This window comes from Mesorhizobium sp. M2A.F.Ca.ET.043.05.1.1 (genome assembly GCF_003952445.1).
Classification (GTDB): domain Bacteria; phylum Pseudomonadota; class Alphaproteobacteria; order Rhizobiales; family Rhizobiaceae; genus Mesorhizobium.
Genome location: NZ_CP034446.1, coordinates 3,219,510 through 3,244,830 on the forward strand (window position 1 = coordinate 3,219,510; position 25,321 = coordinate 3,244,830).

A 25,321-nucleotide genomic window follows, 5' to 3' on the forward strand; every position below is an offset into this window, starting at 1 on the left:
CGTTCTCTCACGTGATTGTTGAACTAGGCGATGTTGACGACGAGATTGCCGTAGCGGTCGATCTGCCCTTGATGCTGGTCCTTGAGGTAGGCGGTGAAGGTCTCGGCCTCGACCAGGCAAGGGCCGGCAAGCTGCGCGCCGGCGCGCAGTTGCGCCAGTTCGTAGACCGGCACCGTTTCGACACGACCGCTCTCCTGCTGGTAGATGCCGCGCCTGGCCTTCAGGTCGATGGGGCCATTCTGATCGGGCAGCGTGTTCTTCTGCCAGATGTCCTGGCCCGAGCGCTTGCCGATGGCGCGCAGCTTCCACGCCGTGAACTCGACGACGTCATTGTCGGCGCGGATCGAATAGATGCGCTCATGCATCTTGTGGAAGGCTTCGACCAGCGTGGGTAGGTCGCTCTCTGACACCGCGCCGTCCTTGACCTCGAACGGCACTTCGATCTCGAAGGACTGGTATTCGTAGCGGCCAAGGAAGGAGAATTCGAACTGGCGGTTCTCCGGCGCGACGCCGGCCTCGGCGAGGAAGTTGTCGCCGGCCTGCTTCAGCCGCTTCAGCGCGTCGTTGACGCCGGCGACGTTGAAGTCGGCATCGGAGGTGAGCAGCACCGCGCTCTCTTCCGAGCGGATGTCGGAGATCAGGCCACCGAAGGCGCTGAGCCCGGCCATGAAGCGCGGCACCATGTAGCGCTTCAAGCCGAGGATATCGGCCATCTCGGCGATGTGGATGGCGGTGGCGCCGCCGCCGCACACGAAGAACGAGTCGCGTGGATTGATGCCCTCGCGCACGGTGATCTCCTCGATCGCCGCCACCATATTGTGGTTGCTGGTCGTGTAGATCGCGTAGGCCGCTTCCTGGCGCGTTACGCCGAGCCGCGTCGCGATCTTGTCGACCGCCGCCTCCGCCAGCTCACGCTTCAGCTGCATCTTGCCGCCGAGGAAGTAATCCGGATCGACGATGCCGAGCACGACATTGGCGTCCGTCACCGTCGGCTCGGTGCCGCCCTGGCCATAGCAGGCAGGACCCGGCCGGGCACCGGCGCTGCGCGGGCCGACCTGCAGCAGGCCGCCTTCGTCGACGAAGGCGATCGAGCCGCCTCCGGCGCCGACCGAGCGCACATCGACCTTGGGGATGCCGAGCGAATCGTCATGGATCATGCTGTCCGGCGTGACGATGATCTGGTGGTCGCGCAGCGCCGAGACGTCGAAGGTGGTGCCGCCCATGTCGCCGACGATGATGTCGGGCTCGTCGGACAGCGCCAGCGCCGCCATCGGCGCCAGCGTCGGGCCGGACATGACGCTGTAGATCGGCTTCCGGATCATGTCGGCCAAAGGCATCATGCCGCCGACGCAATTGGCAAGCAGCAGCTCACCCTCGAAACCTTCCTCGTCGAGCGCCGTCCTCAGCTTCTCGATATAGGTGCGCACGATCGGGTTGATCGAGGCGTCGATCGCGGCCGCGATGATGCGCTTGTATTCGCGCGGCATCGGGTTGATCTCGTGGCTGAGCGTCACTGGGATGCCCGGCAGCTCCTTCTCCAGGATCTCGCGCACAGCAAGCTCATGCGCCGGGTTAACCACCGACCACAGGAGGCCGACGGCGATCGCCTCGACACCGAGGCCGCGGAATTCGGCCGCCGCCTTGCGCACGTCGTCCAGCGACAGCGGCGCCAATTCACGGCCGCGCGCGTCGATGCGGCCGGCGACCGTCTTGGTCAGATGGCGCGGCACATAGGGATCGGGATAGTTCAGCCGCCACTGGAAAGCGCCTTTGCGCGGGCCCTCGCGCAGCACGAGGATATCCTGGTGGCCGGCGGTCAGAATGAGGCCGACCTTGACCGTCTTACGCTCGACCAATGCGTTGGTGGACACGGTCGAGCCATGCACGATAAGGTCGATCTCTCTCATGAAGTCGGCGCCGCTCAGGCCATAGCCCTCGGCCGCGACATGCAGGACATTGATGAAGCCTTTCTCGAATTCGCCGGGCGTCGTCGGCGACTTGAAGATCGCGATCTCGCCCTTGCTGTTTGAGACGAGGCAGTCGGTGAAGGTGCCGCCGATGTCGATGCAAACTTGATAGGCCATACGAGCTTCCCGAACAGGTTGGAGTATCAGCGCCTGGCTTCGTCGCGGTTGACGATCAGGCTGACGACGATGATGACGCCCAGGCAGATCTGCTGCAGATAACCGTCGATCTGGACGAGATTCATGCCGTTGGAGAGCACTGTGACGAACAGCGCGCCGAGCACCGCGGCGCCAACGCCGCCCTCGCCGCCGGAAAGGCGCACGCCACCGACCACGGCGGCCGCGATGGCTTCAAGCGTGAGGTTGCCGCCGAGATTGGGCTCGCCAGAGCCGGTGCGCGCAGTGAGCAGAAGGGCGCCGAGTGCTGCCAGAAGCGCGCAAAGCATGTAAGCCAGCACCAGCACTGGCATGGTGCGGATGCCCGCCGCCACTGCCGCCCTTGGGTTGGCGCCGATGATATAGAGGCTCCGGCCAAAGCGCGTCGCTTTAAGTGTCAGGAACAGAAGCACGAACACCAGCGCGGCGATCCAGATCGGCATCGGGATGGCGAGCAGCGAGCGCTCTGCGAATTCGGCGGTGAGGCTCTTCGGCAGGCCGGTGACCGGAAAGCCGCCGCTGATCGTCGAGGCAAAGGCCAGCACCATGTTGGCCATACCAAGCGTCGTCACCAGCGGATTGATGCCGATGCCGGCGATGAGGAGTCCGTTGGCGAGGCCGATCGCGCCGGCGATCAGAACCGCCGCTCCGATCCCATAGAGGATCGAAACGTCGCCGCCACCCGTTGCCACCATCGCCATCGAGGCGGCGACGCTGACCAGCGAGACGGTGTAGCCGAGCGACAGATCGAAGCCACGCGTCAAAAGCACCATTGTCTGCGCCATGGCGAAGATGGCCAGATAGCTCGCCTGCAGCGCTATGTTGCGGAAATTACCGACGGAAAGCACGCGCGGCTCGACCAGGCCGAACAGGACCAGCACCACGAAGATGGCGATCGGCAGCCGCGCGGCGCGCAGAATCTCCTTCAGCGAGAGACCGGAAGGCTGAGCCATCGGTTGTGTCTTGGCCTCCGTGCTCATGCCTGCCGCTTTCTCAACAGAAGCCGTTCGATGGCCAAGGCCACGATCAGCACCGCGCCAAGCACCAGCGTTTGATATTTGCTGTCGACCTGCACCAGGTTCATGGCGTTGGCGATCACCGACAGGAACAGCGCCGCCAGCGCCACCAGTTCGGCGCGGCCGACGCCGCCGCGCAGCGAGACGCCACCGATGACGGCCGCGGCAATGGTTTCGAGCGCCAGCGTTCCGCCGATAGTCGACTGGCCGGAGCCGAGCCGTGACGTCATCAGGAAGCCGGTGAGCGCGGCGAGCAGGCCGGCGAGCATATAGGCCGCGATCAGCGTGCGGCCTGTGGCAACGCCTGACAGCCGCGCCGAGCGCTGGTCGCTGCCCACCGCGTAGATATGGCGGCCGAGCGCAGTGAAACGCTGCATGACGATGCAGGCGGCAAGCACGCCCAGCCCCACCCAAAGAACGATCGGCAAGCCCAGGAACTGGCCGCGTCCGACATTGGCGACGAAGGAATCCATCACGCCGTAGATCGGAATGCCCTGCGTGAAATAGAGCGCGATGCCCATCAGCACCGACATCATCGCCAGCGTCACCATGAATGGCGAGAGCGAGAAGGTCGCAACCAGACCGGCATTGGCGAGGCCGACAAGCGCCCCGACGCCGAGTGCAATCACCAGCGACGCGATGATGAGGGCCGATTCCATACCGGGGAAATAGAAGCTGCCGACCAGCATCACCGCGGCAGTCACCACCGAGGTCGCCGACACCACAGCGCCCACCGACAGGTCGAAGCCGCCGGCCGTCATCACCAGCATCTGCGCCAGCGACGGGATGAGCAGTAGCGCGAAGTTGCGCATGACGTTGAGCAGGTTGAGCCGGTTGAGGAAACGCGGCTCGATCAGCGCGGTTGCGACGACCGCTACGACCAGGAAGGTGATGACGATGCCGCCTTGCATGAGGAAGCGGTCGAGCCGGCTCGCGCGATGCGATGGCGCGTTGGCAGCGGTCACGGTCGCCGTTTCAGAGCTCATGCGCGCCCTCCGAAATAGTGCGACAACACCTGGGCTTCGCTGAGCTCGTGCTGGGCAAGCTCGGCGACGATTTTGCCTTCATGCATGACATAGACTCGCGAAGCGAGATTGATCAGCTCCGGCAATTCGGATGTCGAAACGACGACCGAGGCGCCGGCCTCGACCAGCGACTTGATGAGGTTGTAGACATCGGCCTTCGCTCCGACATCGATGCCGACGGTGGGTTCATCGAACAGATAGACATCGAAGGATTTCATCAGGCCGCGCGCCAGCATCAGTTTCTGCTGGTTGCCGCCGGAGAAGGCGGACGCCTTGCGCTCGGGCGCCAAGGGCCTGAGCGCGAGATTGGTAAGCGGCTCCTTGATCGTCTCGGTCTCGCGCCAGAATTTCAGCACCGGTCCCGACGACAATTGCGGCAGATCGAGCGAGCTCATGGTTGCGTTCTCGCGCGCCGGCCGCACCAGTGCCAGGCCTTCCGACCCGCGATCGGCCGGGAAATAACAGACATTGGCGGCAAGCATCGACGTCGGCGTCGGCCGCTCGATCGGCTTCTCGCCCAGCATGATCGTACCCGCCTCGATAGTCTCCAGGCCGAAGACGGCGCGGCAGAGCTCGCTGCGCCCGCAGCCGACCAGTCCGGCAAGGCCGACCACCTCGCCTGCATGCGCCGTGAAGGAGGCGCCGATGACGGAGTGCTTCTCCGTCGTGAGATCCCGCACCTCGAGCCTGACCGCGCCGGGCTTGTCCTCGATCTTCGGAAAGAGCTGTTCGACGGGGCGGCCGACCATCATCTCGATCAGGCCCTGGTCCGAAATCTCGGCGGTGACCACCGTACCGATCTTCTTGCCGCCGCGCAAAACGGTGACGCGGTCGGAGAGATTGCGGATCTCGCTCATGCGATGCGAGACATAGATGATGCCGACGCCGCGCGCCTTGAGCAGCGCCACGGCATTGAAGAGCTTTTGCGCCTCGCCGTCGGTGAGCGACGCGGTCGGCTCGTCGAGGATCAGCACCTTCGGCCGCATGCGCAGCGCCTTGGCGATCTCGACCATCTGCTTTTGCGCGCGCGACAGGAAGGCGACCTTCTCGTCGAGCGGCAAATGGAAGCCGAGACCGTCCAGCAGCTCGGCGGCGGCCTGGCGCATCTGCTTGCGCTTCAGGAACAGCCCGGACGACTGCTCGCGGCCGAGGAAGATGTTCTCGACCACGGTAAGGTCGGGCACCAGGCTGAATTCCTGGAAGACGGCGGCGATGCCGATCTCCTGCGCCACCTGCGGCGTCAGGCTGGTGATGGTGCGGCCGTTGATGCGGTAGACGCCTTCGGCCCAGGGAAACGTGCCGGCAATGAGATTGATAAGCGTCGACTTGCCGGCGCCATTCTCGCCAAGCAATGCATGGACCTCGCCCTCGTTGAGGGAGAAGTCGACATTATCGAGCGCGGCGATGCCGCGGAATCTTTTGGTGAACCCTGTAACTTCCAGCATCTTGTCCAAAGGCCCAAAGCCGGCAAGAGCAATTCGAGCAAACTGCGCGGCGGTTTCGCCTGGAATTGCATCAAGTCGCCTGACCGCCTTCTGCAAGGCGGCCAGGCCGGGAGGATCGCGATATGATCGCGAAGCTGAAGGCCGCGCCGGCGGCCTCGTTGCTATTCGACCGAGAAAACGGGGCGCCAGTTGTCCGGCGCGAAGATCTGGGTCGTGTCGATCTTGTCGACATTGTCCTTGGTAACGATGCCGGGGGCAACCAGCAGAACCTTTTCGTGGTCCTTCTTCTCCAGCGCGCGCACCGCCAGGTCGACGCCGATGCGGCCCATAATGACCGGATACTCGGTCGCGAAGCCCAGCACCTGGCCGCCCTTCACCGCCTTCAGCATGGTCTGGTTTTCGTAGGACGACATGATCGTCACATTGCTCAGGCCGGCATCGGCCACGGCGCCGATCGCTGCTTCCGCGGTCGGTGCGCCGCCCCAGATCACGTTGACGTCCGGATGGGTCTGCAGCGCGTCCTCGACCAGCTTGAGCTGCGCCGGCACGCTTGCCTCCCCGAACATCTCGCCGACCAGCTTGATGTTGCCTGTCTTGGTGCTGTCGCGGAAGCCGTCCATGTAGGTTTCGGCCCAGCCGCTGCCCTGCGGTCCGGGGAACGCCACTGCGGTGCCCTGCTTGTCGCCGAGAAACTTCTTCACATATTCGCCGGTCTGAAAACCCTTCTGGTAGAAGTCGGGCGTGATGCGGGCGGTGATCGGTGTCTCCAGGATCGGATTGGCGACGGCGATGTTGACGATGCCCTTGCCCATGCCCTCGTTGATCTTGGCCGCCACGCCGGCTTCCGAGATCGCGGAGATCAGGATGGCGTCGGCTCCCGAGGCGACGCAGTCGTCATATTGCGAGATCTGCTTCGGGAGGGCCGTGTAACCACCGGCCTGCAGCACCGTCACCTTGACGCCGAGACGTTTCGCTTCCTCGACGATGCCGTAGTCCACCGATACCCAGTAACTGTCCTGCAAATGCGGAAAGAGCACGCACAGCTTCCAAGGTTTTTCCGCCTTGTCGAGCGGCTTGTAGTCGATCTCTCCGACCTTCTTCAGATCGCCGTCCTTCGCCGACGCGATCTTGAACGGCCACCAGTCGGCGGCATGCGCCATTCCTGCCGACAGCACCGTCGCCGACAGTGCCAATGCCAGTGACTTCTTCAATCCTCTCATATCAGTCTCCCATTTTTCAGCGCCCTGATGGGCTGAAGTTTTCTCGATTTCGGCTTTGGTTGCCTTGGTATCCAACTGCCATTTCTACGTTGGCATTTAATAGGTCTGCGACATGCCGCAACCAGATGCGTCCAATAGCCGTGTAACTTACATCTTATATCTTATGTGTCAATGCGGGAATGACCAGCCGGATGAACTTGCGGCAGGGCAGCGTCTAGCGACTGCTGGAACGCATCGACCAAAGCGTCGATCTGCGCCTCGGTGATGATCAGTGGCGGACAGAAGGCGATGGCATCGCCCATGTTGCGCGAGATCACGCCATTCTGCTGCAGGAAGCCGTTGACCAGCGCGCCGAGCGCAGCCGGCTTGCCCCAGGGCGCCTTGGTCGCCTTGTCGGCGACGAGCTCGACGGCGGCGATGAGGCCGACGCCGCGCACCTCGCCCACCAGCGGATGCGAGGCAAGCTTGCGCAGCCTTGCCTGCAAATGCGCGCCGACCTTGCGCGCATTGCCGACGAGGTCGCGCTCCTCGATCAGCTTGATGTTCTCCAGCGCGACCGCCGCGGCGACCGGATGACCGCCGCCGGTGAAGCCGTGACCGAAGGTGCCGATGCGGTTGCTCTCGTCGGCGATCGGCTCGAACACATGATCGTTGATGAGCAGCGCCGAGATCGGCAGATAGGAGGACGAGATCTGCTTGGACAGCACCATGATGTCTGGCTTGATGCCGAAGGTCTGCGAGCCGAACATCTCGCCGGTCCTGCCGAACCCGCAGATCACCTCGTCGGCCACCAACAGGATGTCGTATCTCGACAGTATCGCCTGGATCCTTTCCCAGTAGCCGGCGGGCGGGACAACGACGCCGCCGGCGCCCATGATCGGCTCGCCGATGAAAGCGGCGATCGTTTCAGGCCCCTCGGCGAGGATGAGCTTTTCCAGCTCGTCGGCGAGCCGGGCGGAAAACTGTTCCTCGCTTTCGCCGGGCTCCGCGTCGCGCCAGTGATGTGGCGTCGACGTGTGCAGGATGTTGGCGATCGGCAGGTCGAAGGAGAGATGGTTGTTCGGCAGGCCGGTCAGGCTGGCCGAGGCGATGGTGACGCCATGATAGCCGCGCTTGCGGCTGATGATCTTCTTGCGCGCCGGCTGCCCGAGCGCGTTCGAGCGATACCAGATCATCTTGATCGCGGTATCGTTGGCCTCGGAACCGGAATTGGTGAAATAAGCCTTGCTCATCGGCACCGGCGCCATCTGCACCAGCTTCTCGGCCAAGTCGATCAGCGGCGAATGCGCCTTCGATCCGAAGTCGTGGTAAAAGGGCAGCTTCGACATCTGTCTTGTCGCGGCTTCGACCAGCCGCTTTTCCGAGAAGCCGACGGCAACGCTCCACAAGCCCGCCATCGCCTCGATGTAGCGATTGCCGGCAATGTCCTCGACATAGACGCCATCGCCCTTTTCGATGACCAGCGGACCGGTTTCCTGGTGCTTGCGCGCGTTGGTGTAGCCATGCATGTGGTAGCTTATATCGCGGGCTTCAGGGGAATTCGGTCGGGGGTCCATCATGGCTCCTGTCTGCCTGCGTCCAAGCGGGTATTGCCATGCCCCCTCCAAGGGTCCGCAGTTCCCTCTTGCATTGTGCTGTTTGATGCATCATGTTTCTTATAAGATATAGTGTCAAGCTCTTTTGGGCGGCAGCCAAAAAACGGGACGGGAACGGCATGGCGAGCTTCAGCTTCGAGACGCTCGAGCGCGAAAACCTCGGCGAGACCGTCTATGCCCGCGTCGCTGAGGCGCTGATCAAGGGACGGTTCGCGCCGGACGCCAGGGTGACCATCCGCGACCTCGCCCAGTCGCTCGGAACCAGCGTCACGCCGGTCCGCGACGCGATCCTGCGCCTCATCCAGGACGAGGCGCTGGTGCAGAAATCGGCGCGCGAGGTGCGCGTCCCCATCATCACGCTGGAACGCTATCGCGAGATCCGCCAGATCAGGCTGAAGCTCGAAGGGCTTGCCGCGCGTGAGGCAGCCCTCAAGGCGACAGCCAGGGATATCGAGCGGCTGCGCGATCTGATCGCCCGCAACGAGAGCGCTATCACCGGAAGGAACTGGACCGAAGCGCTGGAGCTCAACCAGACATTCCACTTCGCGCTTGCCGATATAGGCGACATGGTGGTGCTGCGCGGCATCCTGAACCGGCTTTGGCTGCAGATGGGGCCGTTGATCGCGGAGTCCTACCACGAAGGGGGCCGCGCCATGATCGACAATCACCATGCGGTCCTCGCCGCGGTCGAAAAGGGGGATTCCGACGCCGCCGAACGTGCGATCATCGCCGACATCACCGAGGGCGGAAACGTGATTCTCGAACGGCTCTTCAGCAGACGCGCCGCTGGCGCCGGCCAGGCGAACTGAGCATGGAGCAGGTCGACTGCATCGTTGCCGGAGCCGGCGTGATCGGCCTTGCGATTGCGCGCAGCCTCGCCGCGCGGGGCTTCGGACCGCTGATCCTAGAAGCGGCTCTCGGGTCAGGCCAGGCGATGCGCTCGGCCTTCGCAGAACTGATCTCCTCGTGCCAGCTGGTCACGGCGGCTCTGGCCGAACCATTCCGATGGCACGTGCTATCCCCGAGCTTGCGAACGGCGGAGTGCGTGCCTGGGTGCGTCGCAGCGAGGCGGATATCCGCCTCTGGCTGCCACCATGGATCTTGCTCCTCTCCGTCTACGTCGCCCTTCTGGTGGTGATAGGTCCTGCAACGCTCAGCGTGAATTTTTTGAATTCGCTCCTGATGCTAGGTGTGTTTCTTGCAGTGCTGACCATCGGGCAAGGTGCGGTCGTACGCCACTCGCCACAGTGCCGCCAACGAGAACGGCCGCGATAGAAGACAACAGGAGAGATGCGCCCATGTTCAATGTCGCGTGTCTGCTGAAGCCGACCAGCAAAATGCCCGCCAATGCCGCACAAAATCCGCTCAAAATATAAGCAAGAAGCCTCGTTCGTTGAACGGCGATCCCCGACAGCCGGGCGACACGGGGATTGCTGCCGACGAGAAGCAACCGGCGACCGAAACTGCTGTGGTTCAGCAGCCAGATGGCGAGGGCGGCAATCCCGATCAAGAGCCAGCTGGCGGGCGTTAGGCCGAAAAACCGTTGCTGAAAAAAGCCCAACCAGGATCGCTGGGGCCTGCCCTTGAGCGAAGCCACCGCTGTAAAGCAGCCCAGCGCTTTGCATGACACCATTCATCGCCAGCGTCACAATAATGGCAGGGATGCCGAGGATGTTGATCATCACCCCGTTGAACAGCCCGACAGCGGCGACATCGCGAAGCGCGACCTGCAGGTTTGCGCCAGTCACCAACGTGCCGAGTGCGACGAGAAGCATGCAGCCCCCAGGATCGTCTTCGGGATCGTCATGCTCCTGGCTGTCTTAGTCGCAAGGAGAGGTCGCGCTAGCTGCTACAAGCCGATCGGGTAATTGCCCGCGCGGGAGACATCGCGGCGTGGCCTTGGCGATCGCCGCCACGATGGGCCAGCAGAATGCAGGACCAGGAGTCTAAGCAAAACAGACGACGGGTAGTCCGCCCGCGCTCTGTACTCCATGATGGTGCTAATCATGTTGAAACATTCGGGATGGGCGGCGTCATCATGGCGCGATAGGGGTTCAAGGCCCGCGCCCCTCCCGTTGAGCTCGACATCTATGACGCTTATCATGGTCATAGTCGATTCCTTAAGCCGGTTGAGTATGTGCGTGTCGTCGATCAATTTGAACCAGTAGCCGCGCGGCCGCATGCTGAGATGGCCGCCATGAACTTAAGCCGGCCGGCTCACCCGATCAGGGCGTCAACGAGCGCGGCGAAATTGATGACAAGTGCGCGAGCGGCAATGAAGCCTGGCGATTCCAAGGTGCCCGACGCAGCCTGCGCACGCCTCGCCGATCTCGAGCGGGGCGTGCGCAGGCCGATGGCCGACCGGGGTCGGCCGCTATCCTGAAAGTCAGGCCTTTTGATCGTCTCCCGGCGTCATGAAGCCGGCCGTCTCGCCGCCATCGACACTCAACACCGCGCCGTTGATGAAACTCGCTGCGGGTGACAGTAGCCAACCGATGGCTTCCGCGACTTCCTCCGGCGTGCCCAGGCGCGCCGCGGGGATGCGCATTTCCAGCTTCTCGCGCCGGCCTGGGATGGCCAGCGTCTTTGCCATCATCTGCGTGGCGATCTGGCCCGGGCAGACAGCGTTGAAGCGCACCTCCGAGCCGTATTCGAGCGCCAGCGCCTGCGTGAGGCCGATCAGCGCCGCCTTGGAGGCGGTGTAGATCGCGAGCCCCTCCTCGCCGACCATGCCGGCCACCGACGAGATCGTCACCACGGCGCCGCGCGCGGCGCGCAGACCCGAAAGCGCATGACGCGTGAACAGATAGGCCGAGGTGGCGTTGGCCGTTATCGTCCTGTTCCAGTCGTCAAGCGTCGTCTGGTCGAAGGCGCCGCGCCCGCCGGCGCCGGCATTGTTGACGAGGCCGGCGATATGGCCGCCGCCGAGCTCCAGCGCGACCTCGATCGCGCGCTTGCAGTCGGCCTCGCTGGTCGCGTCGCCGGCGGCGAAGACGGCGCCGGGAACCGCGGCGATCACATCATCGGCGGCCGTCTGGTCGCGCCCGGTGAAGACGACCCGCGCGCCATCCGCCGCCAGCCGCTCGACGCAGGCCGCGCCGATGCCGCGCGTGCCGCCGGTCACCAGGAAGACGCGTTGTGTTTCCGTGCTCATGCGACTGTCTCGTAGCTGACCGGCGTGCAAAGCGGACCGGCCCTGTGCGCTGCCCAGTAAAGATCGTGGATGCGGTTGGTGATCGGTCCGGGCTTGCCGTTGCCGTAGATGCGGCCATCGAGCACCGTCACCGGCATGATGCCGCCGGCGGAGCTTGAGATGAAGATCTCGTCGGCGTCGCGCAGTTCCTCGATCGGCAGCGGCCGCACCTCGCAGGTGACGCCTGCTTCGGCGGCCAACTCGATCACCGTGCGGCGCGTCATGCCCTCGAAGACGCCACGGTCCGGTGTCGTGATGACGTTGCCCTTCACCGAAAAGACGTTGAAGCCCGCGCCTTCTGTGACGTTGCCCTTGCCGTCATTGAGCACAGCGACGATGGCGTCCTTGTCGTAGGCCTCGAAGATGCCCATGGTGAGATCGAGCCAGTGGAAATTCTTGATGCGCGGATCGAGCGATTCGGGAGGGATGCGCTGCACCGAGCTCACCACCATCTTCAGCCCGTCGCAGCGCTGCTCGTCATTGGCGATCCAGACGAAAGGCTGCGCGAAGGCATAGAACCGGTTCTGGCAAAGCCGTGGATCGCGCGTGCCTGCCGGCGGCACGCCGCGCGTGCAGGTCATCTGCACATAGGCGTCGCGAAGTCCGGTGCGGCGCACGCACTCGATGAGGACATCGGCCATCTCGGCCTTCGACAGCGGCAGGCTCATGCGCAGGCCGCGCATGGAAGCCAGGAAGCGCTCGATATGATCGTCGAGCCTGAAGAAGCGACCCTTCCAGACATGGGTGACGTCATAGGTCGCATCGGATCGCACGAAGCCACGGTCGGTGAGCGGAATGGCCGCTTCGGCCAGCGGCATATAGCTGCCGTTGACGTAGGCGATACCCAACGCCGGATCGTGAGCGGTTCTGTCTGTCATGAAATCCTCCACCTCTGCCAAATCTATTATTGGATACAATCTGGGGAAATATTTCGCCAGAACAGTTAAAGCGCTTTGCCAACCGCTTCGCATTGTATACAGTCCTACGACAATATGCGGGCCACAAATGCTTGACGATCCCAACCATGCCGGCAACGGCCTTCCAGGGCTGCGCGGCACCGATCATATTGGCTTCACCGTTCCCGACCTCGACGAAGCCGTCTATTTCTTCGTCGAAATTATCGGCTGCGAGCCATTTTACGAACTTGGGGCTTTCCAGTCCGATGGGGACTGGATGCAGACCCATCTCAATGTCCATCCCCGGGCCGTGATGAAGCAGCTCAAATTCCTGCGCTGCCGTCACGGTTCCAATTTCGAGATCTTCGAATATTCCGCTCCGGACCGGAATGCCACGCAGCCCCGCAACAGCGACGTCGGCGGTCATCATCTCGCCTTCTATGTCGACGACATCGACGCGGCGATCGCCTATCTTAAGGCGCGGGGCGTCCGTGTGCTCGGCGAGCCGACAGTGCGCACCGGGGGGCCGAGCGCCGGCCAGAGCTGGGTCTATTTCCTGAGCCCCTGGGGCATGCAGCTCGAGCTGGTCTCCTTCCCAGCCGGCAAAGGCTATGAGCGCGGAACGGACCGCCGGCTTTGGCATCCCGCCAGACCTCATCTGTGAGCGGATGGTTCGTGCCGATTCCCACTTGCGCGCCGATGCAGCCGCGTCACCGATGCGCTGCGCGACGCTATCTTGTCGGGGCGGTTGCGGCCGGGCAGCCGTGTGCGCCAGGAGGAGCTCGCTGAGGAATACGGCGTCAGCCGCACCCCCGTGCGCGAGGCGCTGCGGCAGCTGGGAAGCTAGGGGCAGGTCATCCTCGTGCCCAACAGCAGTGCCTGGATTTCCAAGCTCGACCGTGCCGAATGCATCGAGATCTACAAGATCCGCGAACGGCTGGAGCCGCTGGCGCTTTCCGAAAGCAGCGCGAACCTCTCGCCCGAAACGCTTGTGCGTCCGGAAGACGTCTTCTTGTGCATCGAAGCCGCCGGCAGCATCGACGAGTTCCTGCAGCTCGACCGCGAGTTCCTGAGCTATGAAGGCGCGCACATGCCCCAGCTCGCCCAGATGATCCACAAACTCTGGAACACCACCCCGCAATACCCCCACGCTTTCGCTGCTTCGGTGGGCTCGGCTGGCATGGCGGCGGTACATCACGAGCACCGCCTGATCCTCGAGGCACTTAACAGCGCGACGGCGAACAGTCTGGATTTATCCTCGGCGGCCATATCCGCCGCACCCGCCTGCAATTGGAGCGACACAACGAGATGTTGGCCTGAGTAGCAACGCGCCGAAAATTCTAGCCGCCCCGCCTTTGTCACGGTCGCGGCGGGTGCGGCCTGATGAGGGGACTCAGCCGCGCGGATTTGAACCATTAGCCAAGCCCAGTCCCTAGGCGTACCAGCGCGCCGGCGCCATGGGAACCGACGTTTCATAGTCGAGCTCGTGCGTCGCCACCAGCAGGGCATTCTGTGAGCGCTCGATTTCTTCCACGAGATCCCAAGTGGACATGAATGCGTCGGGGCTCCAGGCGACGGCCGGAACCAATCGTTCGCGCATCTTTGATACCAGATAGGCTGCGTCACCAAGAAGGAACACCGGCCTCGATCTGAGGTGAACGAGAAGCGATTGATGGCCTTTCGTATGCCCCGGTGTCGGAAAAATCCGCAGCAAACCATCACCGAACAGGTCGAACTCGCCATCAAGCTCGATCCAATCGATGGGGTGGTTCAAATCCTTCTGCACGAATATCTCACGTTGATACCGTGGTGGATTGCGGGCGAAGGCAAGCTCGTCGCGCTGGACATAAACCTTGGCATGGGTAAGCCACTCCAACCCACCAGCATGATCAAAATGGAGATGGGACTGAACCACGTGCGAGATGTCCGACGTACTCATACCAATGCTTGCCAGCCGGGGAACAAGCCAATCCTCCTCGGTCATAACGACTTGAAAAGAATCGGCCGCGGCCCCAAGCCTGGAATGCGGATCGGTTCTCAGCGTCGGATGCGCGCCACTGTCGAACAGCACATTGCCCTCCGGATGCGTAATGACGTAGACGAAATAAGGGTTGAAGACCTTCTGGCCGGCGCGGGGATCGAACGGATCGAACACGGCCCAATCAGTCATGTCACCGCCGCAGTACAGCGGATAGATGCGCATTTCGCCAATGCTACCGTATGCAAGATCGGTCATTGCCGGCCCCTATCGTCTTTGTGTGGTTTCCGCCTGAATCGTCCGCAGCCCCCATGGCGGCCCTCACCGGACGGCTTCCCTGCGGCCGAACAGGCCATGCGGAACGATGGTGAAAATGCCGATAATGATGGAGAGGCTGATGGCATCCCGGTATGGCAGCACCGCCTCCGGCAGGTAGGCGCGAAGAAACACCTCCAGAGCCCCCAGGATGAGACCGCCCACGGCCGCCCCGGGCAGACTGCCGAGCCCTCCCAGCACAACCGCGATGAAGGCTTTGATGACCGGCATGCTTCCCATTGCCGGATCGACCGATCCGCGTTGGAATATCCAGAGCACCCCGGCTATTCCCGCCAGCAATCCGGAGAGCCCGAATGCGAGCAGGATGACGAGATTGGCGTTGACGCCCATCAGCCGCGTAACTCTGAAATTCTGCGCCGCGGCGCGCATGGCTATACCCACGACCGACCGCTTGAGGAAAAGCGTCAAGAGTGCCAGCGATAAGGCACTGGTGAGGATTGAAAACATCGGCACCTTGCCGAAATGGAAGCTTCCGAGCGTAATGGCCCCTGTCAGGCTCTCGGGCACGGCGATCGCTTTCGGGCGGGCGCCAAGGACATTCTGGAACAGCACGTGCAGGATGGAACTTACTGCGAAGCTTGTCAGCAGCATGACCACGATGTCGGCATTGCGAACTGACCTGAACGCGACGATCTCCATTACTAAGGCCGCGATGACCGTTACCGCGAGGGCGGCCACGAATGCGAGCGCGAAGGGCATGCCCGACGACAGGCAGTAGAAGAGAGCGTAACCCATGATGGTCATCAACTCGCCATGGGCGAAGTTGATCAGGCCAAGTACGGAAAAGATCATGGCGAGACCGATTCCCACCAAGGCGTAGGTTCCGCCGAGGGCGAGCGAATTCAGCACCTGTTGGAAGAAATATTCCAAGGCTCACACTCCCATGTACATGGCATGGATGTCGCCGCTTTCTCGCATACTCTCGCTTGTGCCATGCTTGACCATGACACCCGCCTGCATGAGATAGGCCGCGTCGGAAATGTCCAGCGACAATTCGGCATTCTGTTCGACGAGCAGGATGGTCGTGCCCGACTTGTTGAGCGAGACGATGAGGTCGAAGATCTGATCGACGATGTTGGGCGCGAGGCCAAGCGATGGCTCGTCGAGCAGAAGCAGTTCTGGCTCGGACATCAGAGAGCGCGCGATCGCGAGCATCTGTTGTTCGCCGCCAGAGAGCGTGCCGGCAACTTGACTGCTTCTTTCGCGCAAACGCGGAAAAAGATCGAAATTCTTCTCGACGTTCTGCTGCGTGCGCGAGCGCAACGCGGAGGTTCCCGCCGCGCCAATCAGCAGATTTTCATGCACCGTGAGCTGCGGAAAAACGAACCGTCCCTCCGGCGTCAACGTCATTCCGCGGTGCACGATCTGCTCGGTGCCCTTCCGGGAGATGTCCTCGTCCCGGAAGGTCACCGACCCAGAGGCGAGCGCCACGAGACCCATGCAGGCGCCAAGCACGGAACTTTTGCCCGCACCGTTCGCCCCGAGGAGCGTAACGATCTGTCCGGTCAGGACCTCGAGATCGATACCCCGCACGGCTTGCACCGCGCCGTAGGACACGCACAACCTCTGAACCTTAAGAAGTGTTCTCATCATGGGTCTCCGCCTTCAGACATCTTCAGGGAGCTGGGATGTCTTCGAGCGCGGGCGTCTCGTCGACCACGAGTTCCTTGTGACCACTGGTCACCTTCACCAGGAACACGGTCCGCAAGGGAACCCTGTTCGTTCCCTTGTAGGTGATGGTGCCCGTCGTCACCGGCAGGTTCTCGATAGTCTCCATGCCCGCTATCAGGGATGGGCCGTCCAGTTTGCCGTTGGCGCGTTCGACGGCCGCCTTGATAATCTCGATCAGATCGTAACCGACAGCGCTCGTCACGGTATCGGTGGGATAGCCGTATTCCGTCTGGAATTCCTTGTTGAAGGCTTCCAGGCGGCTGCCCGGCAACGGGAAGCCGCTCGCCGAATAGATGACCCCTTCCGACACCTTGCCGAGATCCACTACCGTCTGAGTATCGATCCCGTCGGAGCCCAGTACGGGCGTGTCCACGCCTGCCGCCCGCAATTGCTGCAGAAGTGCGGGGAAGTCGGGCTCATATGCCGACGTCATGATCACATCTGGAGCAGGATTGAGTTCCTTGATCTTGCTTACCTCGACGGTGAAGTCCTGCTGGCCCATCTTGTATTGGATGGTCGAGACGACCTTGCCGCCGTATTTCTCGAACACCTGGCCGAAATATTTGGGCAGCTTGTCGGTATATGGACTGTCGGGCGAAAGGAGAATCGCCGCGGTCTTGTACCCGGCGGTCTTTGCCGCATATTTGCCGAGCACAGCCGCCTGGATGCTGTCAGGTACGGCATTGAGATAAAGATGATCGCCGACCATGCCCGGCAGGATCGGCGGCGTCGCGGTGCCTGAGATGGTCAGCACATCGGCCGCCTGGCCTACCTGGCCGGCGGCAATGGTCGGGTCGCCATCCGCCGGTGTCACCAGCACGTTGACTCCTTCGCTGACCAGTTCCTGCGCCATGACGGCCGCTTCGCTGGTCTCGGAGCGCGTGTCCCGTGCGAGAATCTGGATTGTCTTGCCCTCGATGCCACCCGCCGCGTTGATTTTCTTAGCGGCCAGCTGGGCACCCAGCAGTAGCGGTTGATCGAAGATCGCCAACGCGCCGGTCTGCCCTCCCACGACCCCGATCTTGATGTCGTCGGCCAACGCCGAACCGCCCATCAATCCCACAAGCATAGCTACCGCCAAGCCCTTTGCCTTAAGCATTGCTTTCCTCCTTGTTGCCAACACCCTTGTCTTGGATATTCCAGTCCTTCTTGGCAGATCGCCTGCCGATATAGGCCTCGCGCACAGCAGGGTCCGCCCACACGGCGTCCGGCTCGCCCTCGGCGATCAACTGCCCCTTGTTCAGCACGGCCACGCGGTCGCAGAGCTCCATGATGAGAGCCATGTCGTGGTCGACGATCAGCAGCCCGATGCCGCGCTCCCGCACCACCTTGCGTAGCGTCGCGAGCAGTTCCCGCGTCTCGCCCTCGTTCATTCCCGCGGCAGGCTCGTCCAGAAGCATGAACCGCGGATTGGTCGCCAGTGCCCTGGCAATTTCCAGACGTCGCTGCAGGCCATAGGCGAGTTCGTTGGCGGGCCGGTTTTGCATATCGGCGATGCCGAGCGCTTCAAGCAGACCGACGGCCATCCGTTCGAGTTCGGCATGACCAAGATCGGCGAACTTCTGCGCAAGCGCGGCTTTGACGTTTTCGAGCACCGTTAGGCGACCGAAAAGACGGACCGTCTGGAAGGTGCGCCCGACGCCGAGACGCGCGATGCGGAAGGACGAATAGCCTGATATATCCTGGCCAGCGAGCACGATGGTCCCACCGCTCGGCACAAGGGTGCCGGCCAGACAGCCGAGAAGCGTCGTCTTACCCGAGCCATTCGGGCCGATCAAACCCAGGACCTGCCCCGACGCAAGCGTCAGGGTGACGCCATCGAGCGCCCGGACACCGCCATAGGACTTGCTCAACTCTCTGGCCGAGAGCGACGAAGGCTCTGGCTTGTCGGACGGCAGCGCGCCCATTCCCTGGTTCCGCAATCGGCGTGACAGGAACAGATCCTCGACTTCCGCGTGGCCGACAAGCCCCTGGCGCCGCACCAGCAGGATCACCAGGATGGCAACGCTCAGGCCGACCACCGTCAGGCCGAATATCTGGGGCAGATGGATCGGACCGATCGTAACGCCGGGTTCCAGGCGACGCAGTATCTCGACAAGCAGAGTGACGACTGTGACCCCGACTACGGCGCCGGTGACGCTGCCGGCACCACCCACGACATACATGACGATCAGAGAGAACGTCATTTCCAGATAGAAGACCTTGGCCGAGAAGACGGTAAGGGAGTGGGCCAGCACGACTCCCGCCAACGCGGTGATGATCGCGCTGACGATGAAGGCCAGTTGCCGTTGACGCACGACGTCCACGCCGATCGCATAGGCGGCTGCCTCGTCCTCCCGGCTGGATCGTAAGAGCAGGCCGGCTATCGCATCCCGATAGGCCCGCGCGACAAAAAGCGCGCAAAGCGCAAGCGCCGTGGCTACACCGACGCTCGCAAGCGGCGCGATGCCGTACATTGCCTGGCTGCCGCGTGTGATGCCTTGCGCGCCGACAATCAGCGAATTGACGATGATGAGAAAGCCCAGCGTGCCGATCGCGCCGGAGGCTCCACCCAGCTTTGCGATGGGGATCGCCACAACGGCGGCAACAATTCCTACGATGACCAGCGTCATGACCGTGGCCGACAGGAGGCCGAACTGGCTCTGCTGTATGAACGAAGGCAGCAAAGGAAGCGCGCTGGCCTTAAGTGCGGGCGGTATTGTCAGGCTGGCGGAAATCTGGGCGCCAAGCGCCATGAAGCCAACGTGGCCGAAGGACAGGATGCCGGAATTTCCGCTGTATACGGTCAAGCCCAGAACGGCGATCAGGCTGACTAGCGCATTGACGTAAGTCAGCTTGCTGGCGCTCGTCCCGAACAATGCGACCGCTGTTCCGACCAGGATGAGGAATACGCCCAGGATGGTCACATTAAGCAGGAAGCGGGGCGTAGCAATGACCTGTAATGCCTTGTCCAAACGATCCCCCGTCCATGTCCGACGCCTGAGGTCAGCGCATAGTGCACAAAGGCGTCGCGCCGGCCCCTCTCTCTGAGCTTGTCCCCCTCCAATCGCCAAGGGACTTTGCGGATGGCGGCACATCATTCTTCTTACAACTTACATCTTATAAATTATCCGTCAAGGAAGCAGGAGCAGGTTCGCCCGTGATGGTTGAAGGAGTCGGCAACCTGCTGTCTGGCCCAAAGCCCGACGCTCCCGCTGCTGAGGTCGTCGGGCCGGGATTGCGAAATTCGAGCGTCGTGCCGGCGCGCCGGCCCCACTTGCCGTGATGAAAAGCTACGACTTCGGGATGCATGCTTTTGTCCTGTCTGTGGTGATTGTCATGGCAGCCAAGCCTCAAAGCGAGAGGCTCTCCCTTGTGTCTTCGATGGCGAGGAAAAGCGCGCCGACGAGTTCGTCGATCTGGTCCGGCTCGATGATGTAAGGCGGGCAAAGCGCCAGCACGTCACCCATGTTGCGCAGGATGATGCCGCGTTGCCGGGAGGCGCGCTCGACTTGCGCGCCAACCCTGGCCTCGGTAGGAAAACCCTGTTTCGTGCGCCGGTCGGCGACAAGCTCGACGCCGGCAAGCAGGCCGACGCCGCGTATCTCGCCGACCATTGGATGGTCGGCGAGCGCGTTGCGCAGCGCTCCCAGCATCTGCGCGCCCAGTTTCCGGGCACGGCCGGCGACATCCATCTCGTGGTAAATGCGCAACGCTGCGGCAGCGACCGCCGAGGTGACGGGATGGCCCGAATAGGTGAAGCCGTGCCCGAAGACGCCGTTGCGGTGTCCCTCGTCGGCGATCGCCTGATAGAGCGTATCCGACACAACCACCGCTGCGATCGGCAGATAGCCCGAGGACAGACCCTTGGCGACGGAGAACATGTCCGGCTTGAAACCAAAAGTCTCGCTGCCGAACCAGTTGCCCGTCCTGCCAAAGCCGCAGACGACTTCGTCGGCCAGAAGCAGGATGTCATATCTATCGAGCAACGCGCGCAGCTTGGGGAAATAACTTTGCGGGGGGACGATCACCCCGCCCGCTCCCATCACCGGCTCTGCGATCATGGCTGCGATCGTTTCTGGCCCGGCCGCCAGGAGCATCGCCTCGAGCTCGGCGATCAGCCGGTCGGCGAACGCCTCCTCGCTCTCGCCTTCCCGCCCTTCTCGATAGAAATGCGGCTTGCCTGCAAAAAGGATGTCGTCGGTGTTCATGCCGAACGAACGGTGCATATGCGGCAGGCCGCTCAGCACCGCGCCCATCACCGTGCTGCCATGGAAAGCGCCGTTGCGGCTGATGATGCGCCGCTTCTCCGGCTTGCCGCGCGCGGCCTGATAATACCAGGCGAGCTTGATCATGGAATCGTTGGCTTCCGACCCGGAATTGGCGAGGAATATCCGGCAGTCTGGAATTGGCGAGACCGCCGCAAGCTGCTCGATCAGGTCGATGCAGGGCTCGTTTGAACGATGGTTGAAGGTATGGTAATTGGCGAGCTTGGCGAATTGGACGGCCGCAGCGGCGGCCAACCTCTGATCGTTGAAACCGAGCGACGCCGTCCACAGGCCGGCCATGCCTTCGATATAGCGGTTTCCGGCATCGTCGCTGACATAAACGCCGTCGCCGCCTGAGATGATCAGCGGTCCATCCTGCTCGTGCCGCCGCGGGTCCGTCTGCGAATGCAGATGCAGGCTCATGTCAAGGGCCCGAGCAGAGTTGTGCAGCATTCCTGTTCCCTATAGTCGGATGATTGCTCTTGCGGCTCAACCAGATATCTTATAACTTATAAGTTGTCGAGAGTCGATACAGGGAAACGGAGGAGACTGGCATGACGTCCTCAGGTGCGAGCCGATGGCCGAGCAACAGCGGCACGGACGCGATATCGGACGAACAGGCTGATCGCCTGCGCGAGCGCGCGCGCTTCGTGCGGCTGGAGACGATCAGGCTGATTTCAATCGCCAAGGTCGGCCACTACTCGTCCGTCTTCTCTTGCGCCGAGATCTTCTCGACGCTCTATTACGACACGATGCGTATCCGCCGCGGCGAGCCGGACTGGCCGGACCGCGACCGCTTCCTGATGGGAAAGGGCCATGCGGCTGTCGGGCAGTTTCCGATCCTTGCCGACCTCGATTTCTTCGACCGTTCCTGGCTCGACGATTACACCCGCCTCGGCAGCCCGCTCGGCGATCACCCCGATATGCGCAAAGTGCCCGGTGTCGACTTCAGCTCCGGTTCGATCGGCCATGCCCTGTCCAACGGCGTCGGCATGGCGCTGGGCGCCCGTTTCCACAGAAAGGACTTCAACGTCTTCGTCCTGCTCGGCGACGGCGAGATGCAGGAGGGCCAGGTGTGGGAGGCCGCGATCAGCGCCGCCACACATCGCCTGAGCAAGCTTGTCGCGATCATCGACCGCAACGGCTACCAACTCGACGGCAAGGTCGACGACGTCGCGGCGGTCGAGCCGCTGGACGAGAAGTGGCGCGCCTTCGGTTGGGAGGTTCATGAGGTGGACGGTCACGACGTCGTGGCGCTCGCCAACCTGCTGCGGAAGGTTAAGACCGACACTGCCCGCGAAAAGCCCTGCTGCATCATCGCCAGAACGGTCAAGGGGAAAGGCATCGATTACATGGAAACCGAACCCGGCTGGCACCTGGGCTATCTCGCGCCGGAAGACGAAGCGCGCGCCCGCGACATGATCCAGGAAGGTGCGGAATGAGCGCTGTCTTGCATCCCGACAGCTGGCAGTATCGCGAGCTCAACAACCGCGCGCCCTCGCTTGCGACCTTAGCCAACACGCTGATCGAACTCGCCGAGGCCGGCCATCCGGTCGTCGCCGGCACCGCCGACCTGCAGCATTCCAACGGGCTCGTCGGCTTCGCGCAGCGCTTTCCCGCGCGCTTCACGCAATTCGGCATCTCTGAGCAGAACATGGTCTCGGCCGCGGCCGGCATGGCGACGACCGGCGTCATACCCTATGTCGCCACCTTCGCCTCCTTCCTGGCGCTGCTCTGCTGCGAGCAGATCCGCATGGACGTCGCGTATTGCGCGCAGCCGGTCCGCCTGATCGGCCACCACACCGGCATCTCGCTCGGCTTCTACGGCACCTCGCACCATGCGACGGAAGACATCGCCATCATGCGCTCGATTGCCGACCTCACCGTCGTCTCGACTGCGGACGGCCCGCAATTCGCCGCGGCGCTGCGCGCTTCGGTCAATCATCCGCAGCCGATCTATTTCCGCATCTCGCGCGGCCACGATCCGGTCGTCTATGCCGGTGACGAGCCGTTCGAATTCGGTAAGGCCGTGGTCCACGGCATCGGTAGCGATCTCACCTTCATAGCCTGCGGCATGGCAGTGCATTCGGCCAAGCAAGCCATGGAATCGCTAAACGGCAAGGGTCACTCCGTCGGCCTCATCGACATGCACACTATCAAGCCGCTCGACCGCGTGGTGCTGATGCAGGCGGCACGCAAGTCGCGCATCATCCTGACCGTCGAGGAGCACAATATCCTCGGCGGGCTGGGTGGCGCCGTCGCCGAAGTGCTAGCCGAGGAAGGCGGCGGCGCACGGCTCGTCCGTCATGGCATCAAGGACGAGTACAGCCTGATCGCCCCGCCGACCCATCTCTACCGTCACTACAAGCTCGACGCGGCGGGGGTCGAAAGCGTTGCGCAATCCCTGCTCGCTTAGAGCATGATCCCGAACCGCAGTTCAGTGCAGCAAAAGGTGGGATTCGGTTTCCGGAGATGAACATGCTTCAACAAAGAGTTGGTGCAGGGCGACGATTCAACGATACGTCATCCGGCTCTAGCCGGCCGACAATACAAGGAGAGAAAAAGCGTCTATTGGTTATATCTTGTAGAATCACCGCCGGCAGAAGACGCCACTCAACAAAGCCGAGGAGACCTTTGCCGTGAACATTCAGCCGCTTGAGCAAGGCAATCTGTCCGCACGCGCCTATGTCGCCCTTCGCGAAGGGTTGATCGCGGGTCAGTTCCGGCCGGGACAGCGCCTGGTGATGCAGGATCTCGCCGACCAACTCGGCACCAGCGTCACCCCTGTCCGCGAAGCCTGCCTGCGGCTGGTCAGTGAACGCGGCCTGGAACTGCGCTCGGGCCGCTTCGTCACCGTGCCGGCGCTGACGCTGGCGCGTTACATGGAGGTGCGCACCATAAGGCTGTCGCTGGAGGGCCTTGCCGCCGGACTCGCCGCCCAGAATGCGACGAGGGATGACATCGAAAAGCTGACCGCCATCCAGAAAGTGTTCGAGAAGGCGGACCGGGCCAGCGATCCGGAACTGTCATTCCGCTACAACCGGGACTTCCACTTCACCGTCTATCGGCTCTCAGGCATGGAGATGCTGGTCGCGCATATCGAAAGCCTTTGGGTTTCGATGGGGCCGATGCTGACGGTGTTCTACAAGGAGGGTGGACACAAATATGTCGGCGCCGCCGAGCACCTGACGGTAATTGAGGGCCTGCGCGAAAAGAATTCGCAAAAGGCGCGCGCCGCCATGGAGCAGGACCTCATCCTGGGCGGCGAGGATTTCCTACGCTTCCTGCAGGGACACGAAGGTTTCGTGGCACCCTGAGCCTTGTCAGGCCTGCAGCCGCGCGACCGCTGCCAGAGCCTCGTCCGTCACCGCCAGCGCCTCGTCGATATCCGCCTCCTGGTGGGCAGCCGACAGGAACAGCGTGTGCGCCGGATGCAGGTAGACGCCACCGGCGAGTGCTTCCAGGCAGAACGTTTCTCCGAGCTTCCGATCCACGTCGTTCTCGAACAAAAGCACCGGCATTTGCACCGGCCCGCTTTGCCGCAAGGGCACGCCGTGTTTGCGCGCCTGCGCGTCGAGGCCCTCGCGGAAACGCTGGCCCATGGCCCGCATATGCCCGACCGCATCGACGGCGCCGAGCTTCCGGATCGTCGCGATCGCCGCCGCCATCGACACGCCGGCGGTCCAGAAGGAGCCGGTGGTGAAGATGCGTGTCGCTCCTTCGCGAAAGCGGTCGTTGCCGGTGACGGCAGCCATCGCATGGCCGTTGGCGATCGCCTTGCTCCAGGCGGCCATATCGGGCCGCACGCCGACCGGTTCCCAACTGCCGCCCATATCGAGGCGGAAGCCGGCACGAACATCGTCGACGATCAGCGCAGCATCGGCGCTGTCGGCGAGCGCGCGCGCCTTTCGCGCGAACGCCACGGTCGGCAATTCATGCGGCTTGCCAAGGTCGTGCTTAAAGGCAGAGACCAGGATCGCCGCGAGATCGCCCCTGCACTGCTCAGCCGCCGCCTCGAGGCTCTCGACGTCATTGTAGTCGTAATGGACAAGATGCGCGCGATCTTCCTCGGTGACGCCGGCGACCGATGGCGAGCACCACGGAATGGCGCCATGATAGGCGCCCCGCGCGACCAGGATCTTGCGGCGCCCGGTGCCCGCGCGGGCGATCGTCAGGCAGGCGGTCGTGGCGTCGGTGCCGTTCTTGGAGAACATCGCCCAGTCGGCATGCGGGATAGTCTCGACCATCAGTTCCGCCAATTCGACGAGCCGCTCACTCGGCCCGTTCATCGCATCCCCAAGCTCCCGCTGCCTGCCGGCCGCCGCCTCGACGTCGGCATCGCCATAACCCAGGATCATCGGCCCCCAACCGCAGAGGAAATCGATGTATTCGCGTCCGTCCGCATCCCAGGTGCGGCACCCTTGCGCGCGTGAGAAATATTGCGGATAGCCGACCGGCAGGCGTGGTGCATTTTGATGCCCCCACATTCCTCCCGGGATGACGCGCATCGCGCGGCCCCGCAAGATACTGTCATTGTTCTTTGACTGCTGATCCATGGAACCCCGCCGCGCGGCGTGCG

General features: G+C 62.9%; 22 protein-coding genes. 6 read left to right on the plus strand and 16 right to left on the minus strand.

Annotation, left to right across the window (positions count from 1 at the left end):
- Positions 1-23: 23 nt before the first annotated feature.
- The 6 genes from EJ069_RS15915 to EJ069_RS15940 form a co-directional block, all read right to left on the minus strand.
- On the minus strand, positions 24-2,084 hold the full coding sequence (locus EJ069_RS15915) for a hydantoinase/oxoprolinase family protein (RefSeq protein ID WP_126062100.1): 2,061 nt from the start codon (positions 2,082-2,084) through the stop codon (positions 24-26).
- 26 nt (positions 2,085-2,110) lie between these two features.
- The gene (locus EJ069_RS15920; protein ID WP_126062101.1) at positions 2,111-3,073 is read right to left on the minus strand and encodes an ABC transporter permease; all 963 of its coding nucleotides are present in this window, start codon (positions 3,071-3,073) and stop codon (positions 2,111-2,113) included.
- 23 nt (positions 3,074-3,096) lie between these two features.
- Positions 3,097-4,122: an ABC transporter permease gene (locus tag EJ069_RS15925; protein WP_126062102.1), complete on the minus strand. Its 1,026-nt coding sequence runs from the start codon at positions 4,120-4,122 to the stop codon at positions 3,097-3,099.
- On the minus strand, positions 4,119-5,606 hold the full coding sequence (locus tag EJ069_RS15930) for a sugar ABC transporter ATP-binding protein (protein WP_126062103.1): 1,488 nt from the start codon (positions 5,604-5,606) through the stop codon (positions 4,119-4,121). Before EJ069_RS15930 ends, EJ069_RS15925 begins: the two co-directional genes overlap by 4 nt.
- Positions 5,607-5,767: 161 nt before the next feature.
- Positions 5,768-6,826 (minus strand): TMAO reductase system periplasmic protein TorT, encoded by a 1,059-nt coding sequence (gene torT, locus EJ069_RS15935; protein ID WP_126062104.1) that lies wholly within the window; start codon positions 6,824-6,826, stop codon positions 5,768-5,770.
- A 161-nt stretch (positions 6,827-6,987) separates the two neighbouring features.
- Complete coding sequence (locus tag EJ069_RS15940; RefSeq protein WP_126062105.1) at positions 6,988-8,382, minus strand: aspartate aminotransferase family protein; 1,395 nt, start codon at positions 8,380-8,382, stop codon at positions 6,988-6,990.
- 158 nt (positions 8,383-8,540) lie between these two features.
- Between EJ069_RS15940 and EJ069_RS15945 the strand changes: the two genes are divergently transcribed.
- Positions 8,541-9,230: a GntR family transcriptional regulator gene (locus EJ069_RS15945; RefSeq protein WP_126062106.1), complete on the plus strand. Its 690-nt coding sequence runs from the start codon at positions 8,541-8,543 to the stop codon at positions 9,228-9,230.
- 306 nt (positions 9,231-9,536) lie between these two features.
- On the opposite strand, the gene EJ069_RS33320 is transcribed toward EJ069_RS15945, so the two are convergent.
- The 3 genes from EJ069_RS33320 to EJ069_RS15965 form a co-directional block, all read right to left on the minus strand.
- A complete protein-coding gene (locus EJ069_RS33320) occupies positions 9,537-10,196 on the minus strand; it encodes a hypothetical protein (protein ID WP_245456598.1) in 660 nt (219 codons plus the stop codon).
- Between the two features lie 611 nt (positions 10,197-10,807).
- Positions 10,808-11,575, minus strand: coding sequence for an SDR family NAD(P)-dependent oxidoreductase (locus tag EJ069_RS15960; RefSeq protein WP_126062108.1), 768 nt, complete (start codon positions 11,573-11,575; stop codon positions 10,808-10,810).
- Positions 11,572-12,492: an aminotransferase class IV gene (locus EJ069_RS15965; RefSeq protein WP_126062109.1), complete on the minus strand. Its 921-nt coding sequence runs from the start codon at positions 12,490-12,492 to the stop codon at positions 11,572-11,574. The genes EJ069_RS15960 and EJ069_RS15965 overlap by 4 nt, the downstream gene beginning before the upstream one ends.
- A gap of 127 nt (positions 12,493-12,619) precedes the next feature.
- On the opposite strand from EJ069_RS15965, the gene EJ069_RS15970 reads away from it, so the two are divergent.
- Both EJ069_RS15970 and EJ069_RS15980 read left to right on the plus strand, forming a co-directional pair.
- A complete protein-coding gene (locus EJ069_RS15970) occupies positions 12,620-13,174 on the plus strand; it encodes a VOC family protein (RefSeq protein WP_126062110.1) in 555 nt (184 codons plus the stop codon).
- A gap of 198 nt (positions 13,175-13,372) precedes the next feature.
- Entirely contained in the window at positions 13,373-13,834 is a 462-nt protein-coding gene (locus EJ069_RS15980; RefSeq protein ID WP_189476407.1) for an FCD domain-containing protein, read from the plus strand.
- A 108-nt stretch (positions 13,835-13,942) separates the two neighbouring features.
- On the opposite strand, the gene EJ069_RS15985 is transcribed toward EJ069_RS15980, so the two are convergent.
- The 6 genes from EJ069_RS15985 to EJ069_RS16010 form a co-directional block, all read right to left on the minus strand.
- A complete protein-coding gene (locus EJ069_RS15985; protein ID WP_126062112.1) occupies positions 13,943-14,746 on the minus strand; it encodes an N-acyl homoserine lactonase family protein in 804 nt (267 codons plus the stop codon).
- Between the two features lie 63 nt (positions 14,747-14,809).
- Positions 14,810-15,694 (minus strand): branched-chain amino acid ABC transporter permease, encoded by an 885-nt coding sequence (locus EJ069_RS15990; RefSeq protein ID WP_126062113.1) that lies wholly within the window; start codon positions 15,692-15,694, stop codon positions 14,810-14,812.
- Between the two features lie 3 nt (positions 15,695-15,697).
- Positions 15,698-16,381: an ABC transporter ATP-binding protein gene (locus EJ069_RS15995; RefSeq protein WP_245456600.1), complete on the minus strand. Its 684-nt coding sequence runs from the start codon at positions 16,379-16,381 to the stop codon at positions 15,698-15,700.
- Between the two features lie 58 nt (positions 16,382-16,439).
- Positions 16,440-17,594, minus strand: a complete 1,155-nt coding sequence (locus EJ069_RS16000) for an ABC transporter substrate-binding protein (protein ID WP_126062115.1) — start codon at positions 17,592-17,594, stop codon at positions 16,440-16,442.
- Positions 17,587-19,572, minus strand: coding sequence for a branched-chain amino acid ABC transporter ATP-binding protein/permease (locus EJ069_RS16005; protein WP_189476409.1), 1,986 nt, complete (start codon positions 19,570-19,572; stop codon positions 17,587-17,589). Before EJ069_RS16005 ends, EJ069_RS16000 begins: the two co-directional genes overlap by 8 nt.
- A gap of 255 nt (positions 19,573-19,827) precedes the next feature.
- A complete protein-coding gene (locus tag EJ069_RS16010) occupies positions 19,828-21,195 on the minus strand; it encodes an aminotransferase (protein ID WP_126062117.1) in 1,368 nt (455 codons plus the stop codon).
- Positions 21,196-21,296: 101 nt separating this feature from the next.
- Between EJ069_RS16010 and EJ069_RS16015 the strand changes: the two genes are divergently transcribed.
- From EJ069_RS16015 to EJ069_RS16025, 3 genes are all read left to right on the plus strand, one after another.
- Complete coding sequence (locus EJ069_RS16015; RefSeq protein WP_126062118.1) at positions 21,297-22,184, plus strand: transketolase; 888 nt, start codon at positions 21,297-21,299, stop codon at positions 22,182-22,184.
- Positions 22,181-23,158, plus strand: a complete 978-nt coding sequence (locus EJ069_RS16020; RefSeq protein ID WP_126062119.1) for a transketolase C-terminal domain-containing protein — start codon at positions 22,181-22,183, stop codon at positions 23,156-23,158. Before EJ069_RS16015 ends, EJ069_RS16020 begins: the two co-directional genes overlap by 4 nt.
- A gap of 223 nt (positions 23,159-23,381) precedes the next feature.
- Complete coding sequence (locus tag EJ069_RS16025) at positions 23,382-24,059, plus strand: GntR family transcriptional regulator (RefSeq protein ID WP_126062120.1); 678 nt, start codon at positions 23,382-23,384, stop codon at positions 24,057-24,059.
- Positions 24,060-24,065: 6 nt separating this feature from the next.
- On the opposite strand, the gene EJ069_RS16030 is transcribed toward EJ069_RS16025, so the two are convergent.
- Positions 24,066-25,298 (minus strand): aminotransferase class III-fold pyridoxal phosphate-dependent enzyme, encoded by a 1,233-nt coding sequence (locus EJ069_RS16030; RefSeq protein WP_126062121.1) that lies wholly within the window; start codon positions 25,296-25,298, stop codon positions 24,066-24,068.
- Positions 25,299-25,321: the final 23 nt, after the last annotated feature.